Origin of the sequence: Pseudomonas sp. D4002 (assembly GCF_013385665.1) — a bacterium.
Classification (GTDB): Bacteria; Pseudomonadota; Gammaproteobacteria; order Pseudomonadales; family Pseudomonadaceae; genus Aquipseudomonas.
Genome location: NZ_JACAPN010000017.1, coordinates 200,637 through 214,358, shown reverse-complemented (window position 1 = coordinate 214,358; position 13,722 = coordinate 200,637). Strand labels below are relative to the sequence as shown.

Annotated in this window: 12 protein-coding genes and 2 tRNA genes; 9 read left to right on the top strand and 5 right to left on the bottom strand. The window is 60.4% G+C overall.

Going from position 1 to position 13,722, the window contains the following annotated elements; all coding sequences use genetic code 11:
• Window positions 1-494: 494 nt before the first annotated feature.
• Window positions 495-704, bottom strand: coding sequence for a hypothetical protein (locus tag HX824_RS11165; RefSeq protein WP_017478782.1), 210 nt, complete (start codon window positions 702-704; stop codon window positions 495-497).
• A 310-nt stretch (window positions 705-1,014) separates the two neighbouring features.
• Window positions 1,015-2,211: an amino acid aminotransferase gene (locus HX824_RS11160; RefSeq protein WP_177054543.1), complete on the bottom strand. Its 1,197-nt coding sequence runs from the start codon at window positions 2,209-2,211 to the stop codon at window positions 1,015-1,017.
• 343 nt (window positions 2,212-2,554) lie between these two features.
• Between HX824_RS11160 and uvrB the strand changes: the two genes are divergently transcribed.
• Window positions 2,555-4,570: an excinuclease ABC subunit UvrB gene (gene uvrB / locus HX824_RS11155; protein WP_003214470.1), complete on the top strand. Its 2,016-nt coding sequence runs from the start codon at window positions 2,555-2,557 to the stop codon at window positions 4,568-4,570.
• Window positions 4,571-4,678: 108 nt separating this feature from the next.
• Here the strand turns inward: uvrB and HX824_RS11150 are convergent, their stop codons facing one another.
• A complete protein-coding gene (locus HX824_RS11150; RefSeq protein WP_177054542.1) occupies window positions 4,679-6,229 on the bottom strand; it encodes an MDR family MFS transporter in 1,551 nt (516 codons plus the stop codon).
• Window positions 6,219-7,265, bottom strand: a complete 1,047-nt coding sequence (locus HX824_RS11145) for an HlyD family secretion protein (RefSeq protein WP_177040488.1) — start codon at window positions 7,263-7,265, stop codon at window positions 6,219-6,221. Before HX824_RS11145 ends, HX824_RS11150 begins: the two co-directional genes overlap by 11 nt.
• 196 nt (window positions 7,266-7,461) lie before the next feature.
• Between HX824_RS11145 and gltX the strand changes: the two genes are divergently transcribed.
• From gltX to HX824_RS11110, 7 genes are all read left to right on the top strand, one after another.
• Window positions 7,462-8,943: a glutamate--tRNA ligase gene (gene gltX, locus HX824_RS11140; RefSeq protein WP_003214464.1), complete on the top strand. Its 1,482-nt coding sequence runs from the start codon at window positions 7,462-7,464 to the stop codon at window positions 8,941-8,943.
• A gap of 147 nt (window positions 8,944-9,090) precedes the next feature.
• Window positions 9,091-9,166 (top strand) — tRNA-Ala (locus HX824_RS11135).
• A gap of 80 nt (window positions 9,167-9,246) precedes the next feature.
• Window positions 9,247-9,322 (top strand) — tRNA-Glu (locus HX824_RS11130).
• A 184-nt stretch (window positions 9,323-9,506) separates the two neighbouring features.
• The gene (locus HX824_RS11125) at window positions 9,507-10,046 is read left to right on the top strand and encodes a TetR/AcrR family transcriptional regulator (protein ID WP_003214462.1); all 540 of its coding nucleotides are present in this window, start codon (window positions 9,507-9,509) and stop codon (window positions 10,044-10,046) included.
• Between the two features lie 28 nt (window positions 10,047-10,074).
• The gene (locus tag HX824_RS11120; protein ID WP_003214459.1) at window positions 10,075-10,908 is read left to right on the top strand and encodes an alpha/beta hydrolase; all 834 of its coding nucleotides are present in this window, start codon (window positions 10,075-10,077) and stop codon (window positions 10,906-10,908) included.
• Window positions 10,909-10,958: 50 nt separating this feature from the next.
• On the top strand, window positions 10,959-11,408 hold the full coding sequence (locus HX824_RS11115) for a thioesterase family protein (protein WP_003214456.1): 450 nt from the start codon (window positions 10,959-10,961) through the stop codon (window positions 11,406-11,408).
• A 40-nt stretch (window positions 11,409-11,448) separates the two neighbouring features.
• Window positions 11,449-12,414, top strand: coding sequence for a tRNA-dihydrouridine synthase (locus HX824_RS11110; RefSeq protein ID WP_177054541.1), 966 nt, complete (start codon window positions 11,449-11,451; stop codon window positions 12,412-12,414).
• 176 nt (window positions 12,415-12,590) lie between these two features.
• Here HX824_RS11110 and HX824_RS11105 read toward each other — a convergent pair whose 3' ends face one another.
• Window positions 12,591-12,797: a hypothetical protein gene (locus HX824_RS11105; protein ID WP_134326072.1), complete on the bottom strand. Its 207-nt coding sequence runs from the start codon at window positions 12,795-12,797 to the stop codon at window positions 12,591-12,593.
• 162 nt (window positions 12,798-12,959) lie between these two features.
• Here HX824_RS11105 and HX824_RS11100 point away from each other — a divergent pair.
• A partial coding sequence (locus HX824_RS11100; RefSeq protein WP_177054540.1) for an adhesin occupies window positions 12,960-13,722 on the top strand: 763 nt, incomplete at its 3' end.

Below are 13,722 nucleotides of genomic sequence, written 5' to 3'. Positions count from 1 at the left end.
AGGCGTCGGCACAGTCGACATTGAGGGTGCCTGACCCACCGCTATCGCGGCCTCGCTAAAGCTCGACGGCTCCCACATTTGATCTTTGTCAGCCGCCAAATTGCAGGTGTCTGCTTGCACGAGTTGCACCAACCATACGAGCGCGGACTGAAGGCGGGAGTAGATCTCCTGTGGGAGCTGTCGAGCTTCAGCGAGGCTGCGAAGGCGTCGGCACAGTCGATATTGAGGGTGCCTGACCCACCGCTATCGCGGCCTCGCTAAAGCTCGACGGCCCCCACATTTGATCTTTGTCAGCCGCCAAATTGCAGGGGGACTGCTTGGATCGAGTTGAACCAGCCACACGAGCGCGGACTGAAGGCGGGAGTAGATCCCCTGTGGGAGCTGTCGAGCTTCAGCGAGGCTGCGAAGGCGTCGGCACAGTCGACATTGAGGGTGCCTGACCCACCGCTATCGCGGCCTCGCTAAAGCTCGACGGCCCCCACATTTGATCTTTGTCAGCCGCCGAACTGGAAGGTGCCCATGGCCAGCTTGGCCATCAGGGCGCCGGCGCCCAGTTGCACCAGCCACAAGGCCAAACCACCGAGGAATACGCCGAGCGCGACTTGCAGCACCAGGCTTTTCTGGCGCTTGGCGGGGGGTGGGCGCGGGGTGAAGTGGTCCAGTTCGTCGCGGTCGGCACGCAGGTCCAGGTCGTCGTTTCTCATAGGATACTCAAGGGGAAGGGACTGTCTTGCTGTCAGTCTAGGGGCAGCGGACTGAAAGCAGCGAATTTTTAGGGGCTGAACACCCGCTCTTGAAGGCAAACCACCCACCCTGTGGCGAGGGAGCTTGCTCCCGCTGGGCTGCGCAGCAGCCCCAATTCAGGCACCGCATTCATTCATAAAGTTCACGGTGGCAGGTTTTGGGGCCGCTTCGCATCCCAGCGGGAGCAAGCTCCCTCGCCACAGGGGGCGCGGTTTTCAGAATGAAAAAGGGGAAGCCATTGGCTTCCCCTTTTTTTGCATCACAACAGGCTTACAGCACCTGAACGATGGCCTTGGTCACTGCATCAATGTTTTTCTGGTTCAACGCCGCCACACAGATACGGCCGGTATCCAGCGCGTAGATACCAAACTCGTTGCGCAGGCGTGTCACTTGTTCAACGCTCAGGCCGGAGTAAGAGAACATCCCGCGCTGGCGACCGACGAAGCTGAAGTCGTGGCCCGGAGCAGCCTTGGCCAGGTCAGCCACCATCTGCTCGCGCATGCCGCGAATGCGCAGGCGCATTTCGGCCAGTTCCGCTTCCCACTGGGCGCGCAGCTCAGGGTTGTTCAGCACCGCCGCCACAATCGCCGCGCCGTGGGTCGGCGGGTTGGAGTAGTTGGTGCGGATCACACGCTTGACCTGGGACAGGATGCGCGCGCTTTCTTCCTTGGAGTCGGTGACGATGGACAGGGCGCCCACGCGCTCGCCGTACAGCGAGAACGACTTGGAGAACGAGCTGGACACAAAGAAAGTCAGGCCCGACTCGGCGAACAGGCGCACCGCAGCGGCGTCTTCGTCGATGCCGTCGCCAAAGCCCTGGTAGGCCATGTCGAGGAACGGCACGAGGTTTTTCGCCTTGACCACGTCCAGCACTTGTTGCCAGTCGGCCGGGCTCAGGTCGACGCCGGTCGGGTTGTGGCAGCAGGCGTGCAGCACGACGATGGACTGTGGCGGCAGGGCGTTGAGGTCTTCCAGCAGGCCGGCGCGGTTGACGTCATGGGTGGCGGCGTCGTAGTAACGATAGGTCTGCACCGGGAAGCCGGCTTTTTCGAACAGCGCCTGGTGGTTTTCCCAGCTCGGGTCGCTGATGGCGACGACGGCGTTGGGCAGCAGTTGCTTGAGGAAGTCAGCGCCGATTTTCAGGGCGCCGGTGCCGCCGACCGCTTGGGCGGTGATGACGCGGCCGGAGCTGATCAGCGGCGATTGCGCGCCGAACAGCAGCTTTTGCACGGCCTGGTCGTAGGCGACAATACCGTCGATCGGCAAGTAGCCACGGGCGGCGTGTTGCGCCACGCGAATGGCTTCCGCTTCGGCAACGGCACGCAAGAGTGGAATCTTCCCCTCCTCGTTGCAGTAAACGCCCACGCCAAGGTTCACCTTGGTGGATCGGGTATCGGCGTTGAATGCTTCGTTGAGGCCCAGGATTGGATCGCGTGGTGCCATTTCGACAGCGGAGAACAGGCTCATTTTTGCGGCAGCTCTATAGAGAGTGGAGGGACGTGTCGCGCTCCAGCCGAATGCACTAGAGCGGTGCACAAACGGGGAGCTAGTATAGAGGCCATCACTGCTCACGGCGACAGCCGAAACGGCTTTTCGGCCAAGTTTTTCGGTTTATTTACCGACCGTTAGTCTTATTGCAACATGGGTGACCAACGGCATGTAGGACGATTGCCTTGAAACCCGTCACATTCGCCTCCACTTCTACAGCTATCATGGTTTTTTCCTGCAACCTGCGCCGAACAGTCGCGGGTCGCGGTCTTTTTCGTCCCCGTTGCTGTTTCCGGCCCCGGGGTGACTCAAGAGGTACGTTATGTCGGATTTCCAGCTAGTCACCCGCTTCGAGCCCGCCGGCGATCAACCGGAAGCCATCCGCCTGATGGTCGAAGGCATTGAGGCCGGCCTCGCGCACCAGACCTTGCTCGGGGTGACCGGCTCCGGCAAGACTTTCAGCATCGCCAACGTGATCGCCCAGGTGAACCGCCCGACCCTGGTGCTGGCGCCGAACAAGACCCTGGCCGCGCAGTTGTATGGCGAGTTCAAGGCGTTCTTCCCGAACAACGCGGTGGAGTACTTCGTTTCCTACTACGACTACTACCAGCCGGAAGCCTACGTACCGTCGTCCGACACCTTTATCGAGAAAGACGCCTCGATCAACGACCACATCGAGCAGATGCGGCTCTCGGCGACCAAGGCGCTGCTGGAACGCAAGGACGCGATCATCGTCACCACGGTGTCGTGCATCTACGGCCTGGGCAGCCCGGAAACCTATTTGAAGATGGTGCTGCACGTCGACCGCGGCGACAAACTCGACCAGCGCGAACTGTTGCGTCGCCTGACGAGCCTGCAATACACCCGCAACGACATAGACTTCGCCCGGGCGAGCTTCCGCGTGCGCGGCGATGTGATCGACATCTACCCGGCGGAATCCGACCTGGAAGCGATCCGCATCGAGCTGTTCGACGATGAAGTCGAGAGCCTGTCGGCCTTCGACCCGTTGACCGGCGAGGTGATCCGCAAGCTGCCGCGCTTCACCTTCTACCCGAAAAGCCACTACGTGACCCCGCGCGAAACCCTGATGGGCGCCATCGAGGGCATCAAGGCTGAGCTGGTGGAGCGCCTGGAATACCTGCGTTCCAACAACAAGCTGGTGGAAGCCCAGCGCCTGGAACAGCGCACCCGCTTCGACCTGGAGATGATCCTCGAGCTGGGCTACTGCAACGGCATCGAAAACTACTCGCGCTACCTCTCGGGCCGCGAGTCCGGGCAGGCGCCACCTACCTTGTTCGATTACCTGCCGGACGATGCCTTGCTGGTGATCGACGAGTCCCACGTCAGCGTGCCGCAGGTGGGCGCGATGTACAAAGGTGACCGTTCCCGTAAAGAGACCCTGGTGGAATACGGCTTCCGCCTGCCATCGGCGCTGGATAACCGGCCGATGCGTTTTGACGAGTTCGAAGGCATCAGCCCGCAGACGATTTTTGTCTCGGCCACGCCGGGTAACTACGAGGCCGAACATGCCGGGCGGGTAGTTGAGCAACTGGTGCGCCCGACCGGCCTGGTGGACCCGCAAATCGAAATCCGCCCGGCGTTGACCCAGGTGGATGACTTGCTCTCGGAAATCACCAAGCGCGTGGCCCTGGAAGAGCGGGTGCTGGTCACCACGCTGACCAAGCGCATGTCCGAAGACTTGACCGATTACCTGGCCGACCACGGCGTGCGCGTGCGTTATTTGCACTCGGACATCGACACCGTGGAGCGCGTGGAAATCATCCGCGACCTGCGCCTGGGCGCCTTTGATGTGCTGGTGGGGATCAACCTGCTGCGTGAAGGCCTGGATATGCCGGAAGTGTCCCTGGTGGCGATTCTGGATGCGGACAAGGAAGGCTTCCTGCGGTCTGAGCGTTCGTTGATCCAGACCATTGGCCGGGCGGCGCGCAACCTGAATGGCCGGGCGATTCTGTATGCGGACCGGATTACCGGTTCCATGGAGCGCGCGATTGGCGAGACCGAGCGTCGTCGCGACAAGCAGATTGCCTACAACCTGGAGCATGGCATCACGCCGAAGGGTGTGTTCAAGGACGTGGCCGACATCATGGAAGGCGCAACGGTGCCGGGTTCGCGCAGCAAGAAGCGCAAGGGTATGGCCAAGGCTGCGGAGGAGAATGCCAAGTACGAAGCGGAATTGCGTTCGCCGAGCGAGATCACCAAGCGTATTCGCCAGCTGGAAGAGAAGATGTACCAGTTGGCGCGGGATCTGGAGTTTGAAGCGGCGGCGCAGATGCGCGATGAGATCGGCAAGTTGCGGGAGCGGTTGCTGGCTGTGTGATGACGGTTGTGGCGAGGGAGCTTGCTCCCGCTGGGCTGCGAAGCGGCCCCAAAATTCTGGGAGCGCTCCGCACTCCAGCGGGAGCAAGCTCCCTCGCCACAGGTTATTTCAGTGGGCTTCCCCAGCCTTAAGCCCCGCCGGCAACGCCTTGGTCAACAAGATCGCCACCATACTGATCCCCAGCGCCAACCCTACAAAATGGAACGCATCGTTGTAAGCCATGATCTGCGCCTGCTGATGCGCTATCTCACTCAACTTGCCCAACGCCGCCGTCTCACTGCCAAACGTCTCCGTCAGCCTGGCCATGCGCTCTGCCACCTGTGGATTGGTCGACACAATCGCCTCACGCAGGTAATCAAAGTAGGTCTTGGTGCGCGCATCCAGCAGCGTCGCCAGCAACGCAATCCCGATCGCCCCGCCCAGGTTTCGCAAAATATTGAACAGGCTCGACGCCGACCCCGCGTCCTTCTGCATGATGTATGCCGTGGCAATCAACGAAATTGTCACCATGATCAACGGCTGCCCCAACGCACGGATGATCTGGATCCGGTTGAACTGGTCGCCGGCAAAGTCCGGGTTCAGCACCCCCGATGAAAAACTCGCCAACCCGAACAGCCCGAACCCCAGGGTGCACAGCCATTTGGGCGACACGTACTTCATCAGCTTGGGCACCAGCGGAATCAAAAACAGCTGTGGAACCCCCATCCACATGATCACTTCGCCGATTTGCAGGGCGTTGTAGTTCTGGATCTGCGCCAGGTACAGCGGCAGCAGATAAATCGAGCCATACAACCCCACGCCCATCCCCAGGCTCGAAATACTCGACAGCCCGAAATTGCGATTGCCGAGGATGCGCAGGTTGATCAGCGGGTTGGGCTTGGACATCTGCACGATCACAAAGGTGATCAAGCTCAACAGGGCGACGGTGCCCAGGCTGACAATCAGGCTGGATTCCAGCCAATCCTTGCGATGGCCTTCTTCCAGAAACACCTGCAAACACCCAAGGCCCACGGCCATGGTAAGGATACCGAGATAGTCGGTGCTTTTGAGCAGGTCCCAGTTGGAGTCCTTTTTCTCCAGGCCGTACAGCAGCCCGGCGATCATGATCAGGCCCGGTGGGATGTTGATGTAGAAGATGTATTCCCAACCCCAGTTTTCCGTGAGCCAGCCGCCAATGGTCGGGCCGATGGACGGGGCGAAGGTGGCGGTCATGGCGAACATGGCCATGCCTTTGGCGCGGTGATGTTCGGGCAGCTTGATCAGCGTGAGGGTGAACGCCAGGGGGATCAGCGCGCCGCCGGTAAAGCCCTGCAGCGCGCGGAATACGATCATGCTTTCCAGGCTCCAGGCCATGGAGCACATCAGCGAGGCGATCAGGAACCCGCCCGAGACCCACACCGCCAGCCGACGCGCCGACAGCAGCTGCACCAGCCAGGCGGTGAGGGGGATCATGATGATTTCGGCCACAAGGTAGGAGGTGGAAATCCACGAACCTTCTTCCAGGGTGGCCGACAGCGCGCCCTGGATGTCCTTGAGGGAGGAGTTGGTGATCTGGATGTCGAGCACCGCCATGAAGGCGCCGAGCATTACGCTCATGACTGCTATCCAGTCGCGCCGGCTCGGTTCGCCTACCGGCGGCAGCAGTTGATCACCGGCCATCGTGCGGGTCTTGGATGTTCACTTTGACCGTCACCGACATGCCCGGGCGGATTTTGCCTTGCAGCGGGTTGTCGGCGGCGAAGGTCAGTTTGACCGGAATCCGTTGTACGACTTTGGTGAAGTTGCCCGTGGCATTGTCCGGCGGCAGCAGGCTGAATTGCGCGCCGGAGGCGCCGAACAGGTTGGCGACGCGGCCTTCGATTGGAGTATCGCTGTAGGCGTCGAATGTCAGCTCGGCTTTTTGCCCAGGCTGCATATGGCCGATCTGGGTTTCCTTGAAGTTGGCCTGCACCCAGATGTCCTGGTCCGGGACGATCGACAGCAGGTAGGCGCCGGCCTGTACGTATTGACCGTTGCGTGCGGCACGCTGGCCGATCAGGCCGCTGATGGGCGCGTGGATTTCGCTGCGGGTCAGGTTCAGTTCGGCCTGGGCCAGGTCAGTCCTGGCGTTGGCGATCATCGCGTCGAGGCGCTTGATCTCGGCGTTCAGGGCGTTGACCTGCTGGCGCTGGCCCTGCAGGTCGGCCTGGGCCATGGTCACCTGGGAGCGGGCGATGTGGTTGTCGGCGTCGAGGGTGGTGACCCGTTCTTCGGAGACATAGCCGGGTTTGCGCAGGGTTTGTGCGCGGTTCAGGTCGATCTGCGAGCGGCCGAGGGTGGCCTGGCTGGACGAGACCTTGGCTGCACCGGCGGCGATCAGGCTGGCTTGCTGGGTCAGTTTGCTCTGGGCCTGCACACGCTCGGCTTCGCGCATGGCCAGGGCGGCGTTGGCGCGGTCGACGGCGAGGTGGAAGTCGTCGCCTTCGAGCTTGACCAGCAGTTGGCCTTTTTCCACGTGCTCGTTGTCGCCCACCAGCACCTCGACGATGCGCGCACCCAGTTGGCTGGAGACCCGGGTGATCTCGCCCTGGACGTAGGCGTTGTCGGTGCTTTCATAAAAACGGCCCTTGAAGAACCACTGGGCGAAAAAGCCCCCGGCGATCAGGACCACGATAAACAGGAAGATAAACAGGCGGCGTTTGAGCGGGGCAGGCATGGCAATAATGTCGTCGACAAAAGGTAATGGAATATAGCCAGCGAACGGTCTGGCAAATAGCCATGTCGAGACTTGAGACCGGAGCTTGTCTCATATGCCCTTTGTTCGCCTCCCCACGCTGGAGCCCAAGGGCTTGGGGCTGTTACCATTCGCCCCTTGTTTCATTTTCAGTTTTATCGCCAATTCGAGACCCGCCATGACCACCGTCCGCACGCGCATCGCGCCATCGCCTACTGGGGATCCCCACGTAGGTACTGCTTACATCGCCTTGTTCAACTACTGCTTTGCCAAGCAGCATGGCGGTGAATTCATCCTGCGGATCGAAGACACCGATCAACTGCGCTCCACGCGCGAGTCGGAACAGCAGATTTTCGATGCGCTGCGCTGGTTGGGCATTACCTGGGCCGAAGGCCCGGACGTCGGCGGCCCCCACGGCCCGTATCGCCAGAGCGAGCGCAGCGACATCTACAAGCAGTACACCCAGCAACTGGTCGACATGGGCCACGCCTTCCCGTGCTTCTGCACCGCCGAAGAGCTGGACCAGATGCGCGCCGAGCAGCAGGCCCGTGGCGAAACCCCGCGTTATGACGGCCGCGCACTGCTGCTGTCGAAGGAAGAAGTGGCCCGGCGCCTGGCTGCCGGCGAGCCGCACGTTATCCGCATGAAGGTGCCGAGCGAGGGCGTGTGCGTGGTGCCGGACATGTTGCGCGGTGACGTCGAGATCCCGTGGGACCGCATGGACATGCAAGTGCTGATGAAGACCGACGGCCTGCCGACGTACTTCCTGGCCAACGTGGTGGACGACCACCTGATGGGCATCACCCACGTACTGCGTGGCGAAGAGTGGCTGCCATCGGCGCCGAAACTGATCCTGCTGTACGAGTACTTCGGCTGGGAACAACCGCAGCTGTGCTACATGCCGCTGCTGCGTAACCCGGACAAGAGCAAGCTGTCCAAGCGCAAGAACCCGACCTCGGTGACCTTCTACGAGCGCATGGGCTTCATGCCCGAAGCGATGCTCAACTACCTGGGCCGCATGGGCTGGTCGATGCCGGACGAGCGCGAGAAGTTCTCGTTGCAGGAAATGGTCGATAACTTCGACCTGTCTCGTGTGTCCCTGGGTGGGCCGATCTTCGACATCGAGAAGCTGTCGTGGCTCAACGGCCAGTGGCTGCGTGACCTGCCGGTGGAAGAGTTCGCCAGCCGCGTGCAGCAGTGGGCGTTGAACCCCGAGTACATGATGAAGATCGCGCCGCTGGTGCAGGGCAGGGTGGAGACCTTCAGCCAGGTCGCACCGTTGGCGAGTTTCTTCTTTGCCGGTGGCGTGAACCCGGACGTGAAGCTGTTTGAGTCGAAGAAACTCTCGGGTGACCAGGTTCGCCAGTTGATGCAGTTGATCCTGTGGAAGCTCGAAAGCCTGCGCCAGTGGGAGAAGGATGCGATTACCGCGACTATCCAGGCGGTGGTTGAATCCCTGGAACTGAAATTGCGCGATGCGATGCCGCTGATGTTTGCCGCGATCACCGGGCAGGCGAGTTCGGTGTCGGTGCTCGATGCGATGGAAATTCTGGGCCCGGACCTGACTCGCTTCCGTCTGCGCCAAGCCCTTGATTTGCTTGGTGGTGTGTCGAAGAAAGAAAACAAGGAATGGGAAAAGCTGCTGGGCGCTATCGCTTAAGCACGCCGTTGTAACGGCCAAACCCCGGTTTTCCGGGGTTTGCTCGGTAAGTGATTGTTATCTCGGCAAAAAATTTTGAAAATTGTTGAAAATAAATTTGACACGTTTCGAATACGCCATTAAGATTCGCCCCGTCCTCACCGACGAGGGGCTATAGCTCAGCTGGGAGAGCGCTTGCATGGCATGCAAGAGGTCAACGGTTCGATCCCGTTTAGCTCCACCAATTTACAGGTTCAAGGTCTGGCCACACCGTCCTTGAATTCGATCAGTTCTCAGCGCTGATCAGTTGTACAGAAGGTTTGTGTCCCCTTCGTCTAGTGGCCTAGGACACCGCCCTTTCACGGCGGTAACAGGGGTTCGAGTCCCCTAGGGGACGCCACGATTACCCGCTCTGCGGGATTTTTAAGGGTCATTCAATTATTGAATGGCCCTTTTGTTTGTCTGGCGTTTGGCCAACCCTCCTTCCTTTTTCCCTGAATGTTCTTCTGACCAATGGTCATGCCTGTGGCTTGCGAAATATTATTATGGTAATAATATTCGAAGCATGAGATTCGGAGGCAACGATGAACGATAAAAAAGCGCAAACCCGTGAACGCATTCTGCAAGCTGCCGGCGCCGCCCTGGTACAACGCGGCCCGGCCGAGCCGAGTGTGGGTGAAGTTATGGGCGCGGCGGGGCTTACCGTCGGCGGTTTCTACGCGCACTTTGAAAGCAAGGACGCACTGATGCTGGAGGCCTTCACCGAGTTGCTGGCCCGGCGTCGCGCCGCCGTCGATGACATGGACTCCTCGCTGACCGGTGAAGAGCGTCGCGCGCTGGTCGCAGCGTTCTACCTGTCGCGTAAACACCGTGACTCCACCAGCCAGGCGTGCCCGATCCCGTCCACCGTGGGCGAGATGAGCCGCCTGCCGGACGAATTTCGCCAGGCCTTGAACGAACACTGCGAACTGATGGCAGCACAGCTGGCCGCCAGCCCGGAAGACACCGACAAGGCCTTGGCCGACATGGCGCTGATGATCGGCGGCTTGTCGCTGGCCCGCGCCCTGGGCCCGGGTGAGTTATCGGATCGTGTATTGCGTGCGGCCAAGTCCGCAGTGCGTTAAGAACGGCTTCTGGCCTGAGGGATGAGCGATGGGCACGTTGAAATGGATTCGTGGCGTCAATGGCACCCTGGGCCGGCTGGCGCCGCAAACGGTGGCCAGCAAGATGCGTCGGGTGTTCATGACGCCTCGCGATTTGCCGCCCCGTGATTGGGAGCTGCCGCTGCTGGCGCAGTCCGAGCGCATCACTTTGCGTTTCGGCCTGTCGGCGCTGAAGTGGGGCCAGGGCCCTGCGGTGCTGTTGATGCACGGCTGGGAAGGGCGCCCGACGCAATTCGCCAGCCTGATCAGCGCATTGGTGGAGGCGGGTTATTCGGTGGTTGCGCTGGATGGTCCGGCTCACGGGCGTTCGCCGGGGCGCGAAGCCCATGTGCTGCTGTTTGCCCGTGCCATGCTGGAAGCGGCTGCCGAACTGCCACCGCTGCATGCGGTTGTCGGTCACTCCATGGGTGGGGCCAGCGCGATGTTGGCGGTGCAGTTGGGCTTGCGCACCAAGGCGTTGGTCAGCATCGCCGCACCCTCGCGGTTTCTCGACGTGCTGCGCGGCTTTGCCGGCATGGTCGGTTTGCCGGCGCGAGCGCGTTCGGCGTTTATCCAGGAGGTCGAGCTGACGATGGGCATGCCTCTCAAGCACCTCGATGTCGCCCACTATCAAATGAATATCCCGGGCCTGATCGTGCATGCCGAAGACGATACCTTCGTCTCGGTCAAGGCTTGCCAGGTCATCCATGACGCCTGGTTCGACAGCCGCCTGCTGCGCCTGGAGCAGGGCGGGCACCAGAAAGTGCTGGCGGATCCGCGTGTGATCGAGGGCGTGCTGGCGCTGCTGGCCGGCCGCCACGTGCCGGAGCGCCAAACCGCCTGAGCCATGGGTTACACTGCTCGCCGCCGACATTAATCGACCGGGAGCACCCCATGGGCTGGGATTTGGCAACGCCGTTTATCATCGATCTGCAGGTCGGTGCCGACGACATCGACGGTCTGGGGCACGCCAACAACGCCGTTTACGTGTCCTGGCTCGAACGCTGCGCCTGGCGCCATTCCCAGCGCCTGGGGCTGGACCTTAGCGAGTACCGCAGGCTGGATCGCGCGATGGCCGTGGTGCGTCATGAGATCGATTACCTCGCCGCCGGTTACGAGGGCGATGAGCTGCAGTTGGCGACCTGGATCGTCGACTGGGACCAGCGCCTGAAAATGACCCGACGCTTCCAGCTGGTACGCCCGCGTGATGGCGCTACCTTGCTGCGAGCGCAAACCACCTTTGTCTGCATCGAACTGTCCAGCGGCAAGCCCAAGCGCATGCCGTCGGAATTTCTTGAGGGTTATGGCCCTGCGCTGCAAGGCGAATTACCTGCCAGCGTCTGAAACCAGTAAACTGCGCCACGTTTTTCGTTGAGTGTTTTCCATGCAAATTGCTTTGGCGCCCATGGAGGGGTTGGTCGACAACATCCTGCGGGACGTGCTGACCCGGGTCGGTGGTATTGATTGGTGCGTGACCGAGTTCATCCGGGTCAACGACCGCCTGCTGACGCCTGCCTATTTCCACAAACTCGCCCCTGAGTTGCTGCACGGTGCCAAGACCGCTGCCGGCGTGCCGCTGCGTGTGCAGTTACTCGGTTCAGACCCGGTGTGTTTGGCGGAAAACGCCGCCCTGGCGTGTGAGCTGGGCTCTCAGGTGGTTGACCTCAACTTCGGTTGCCCGGCCAAGACCGTGAACAAGTCCCGTGGCGGTGCGGTGCTGCTCAAGGAGCCGGAGTTGCTTAACCAGATCGTCGAACACGTACGGCGTGCGGTGCCGGCACATATTCCCGTCACGGCCAAGATGCGCCTGGGCTTCGACAGCCCCGACGGTGCCCTGGTGTGCGCCACGGCCCTGGCCGAAGGCGGCGCAGCACATATCGTGGTGCATGCCCGCACCAAGGCTGACGGCTACAAACCTCCGGCGCACTGGGAGTGGATCCCGCGTGTGCAAGAGGTGGTCAAGGTGCCAGTGTTCGCCAACGGTGATATCTGGAGCGTTGAAGACTGGCGGCGGTGTCGCGAAATCAGTGGTGTCGAAGACATCATGCTCGGTCGCGGCCTGGTGGCCCGTCCCGACCTGGCCCGGCAGATTGCTGCCGCGCGGGCCGGGGAAGAGGTGGTCGAGATGACTTGGGCGCAGATGCAACCCATGCTCCAGGAATTCTGGCGGCAATCCGTTGAGCAATTGACCGAGCGCCAGGCGCCGGGACGCTTGAAGCAATGGCTGGCGATGCTGACCCGCAACTATCCCGAAGCAGTTGAACTATTTACGCTGATGCGGCGGGAAACCGACCTGGAGCATGTAGGACGATTGTTAGGGGTGCCTGATTCGGTTGCGCTGCAAAATTGAGTACATATATATAAGCGTTTCAATTCAGTAAGAAAGGGTGCCGTGGGCGCCCTTTTTTTTGCTTGAAATAAGGCCGCGGATCGTTAACAGCGAGTGTTTGTGGGCACGTGACTAGAGCTTTTTGATTGCTTTATATATGTGAGCAAGTTTCTTGTTTGCTACAGAGTCTTGCGGTGTCAGCGGCGCATATTTTTAAGTTTTGTTAGTTGGAGTATGAGGGGCGCGCGCAATAACACAGATATGAATGACTGGCGTGGGTGAGTGATTTCATCAATTTGCCTTAACGGCTGACTGTTGCCTGATATATCCATTTTGCCCACGGCGACCACCGGGTAAGCATGATGTTTTACGGAAAGTCCATAGGATAAAGTCTCTATTTTCATTTGATTTCCTTATGTGAAGGCCGATTTTCGGAACCCGATGCTCGCAACACCCACGAAAGTAGGGAGTGTGCAGCACTCGGGTTTGTTTCCAGTCCAGAACCTGGACGGTCTGTTTGCAGACCGCTGAAGGAGTTTTGGCAATCACTGAATAAGGATTTGTTTATGTCTAATTTGTCGGTCAATAATTTCCCTCGCTTGACTAATGACTTCAATCAGCAGAATGCAGACCTGCCAAAGTCTGTCGACAAGAGCGCCGGCGAAATCCGGGCGAATACGCCCGGCACAGTATTGAAAAACAATCCCGCCGTGGTGACGGATGGAACCGTCACCTTCAACAAGGATGCACTCGAGAAGTTGTTCGAGTTGTTTGAATATGCATTCAAGGCCATACGGAACATGCTGTCCGGACAGGGCGGGATGCCCAAGTTGGTACCCGATGCTGGCCCGCTGCCTAAACCCGAAAAGAGTAGCGATACTCCGGTGAACGATAAGGCGGACAGTAAATCGAATGTGCCGGACACTGCGGCCAAGGACAAGGCGGGGACTGACTCGCAAGTACCGAACACTGTAGCCAAGGACAAAGCCGAGACCAACTCGCCGGTATTGAACACTGCACTCAAGGACAAGTCCGGGACCAATCCTGAGGTGTCGGTACAGAAAGACAAGCCAGCAAACAATCCAGCGGTCCCGAGCTCCGAGGTTAAGGTAACGCCTAAACCCCTGCCAGAGCCCCGCAGGCCAGACCCCGCATCGGGCAAGGACGTGCAGCCGAACGCCCGGAGCAGTTCCGACGTGAACGTCACGGTCCAAGTGATGAACTGCCATTGCCCTCACCCGGATGCAACGAAGCCGGTCCCGCCAAAGCCCGATGCACCGGTCCCGCCGAAGGCCGACGTGCCGGTCCCGCCTAAGCCCGATGCACCGG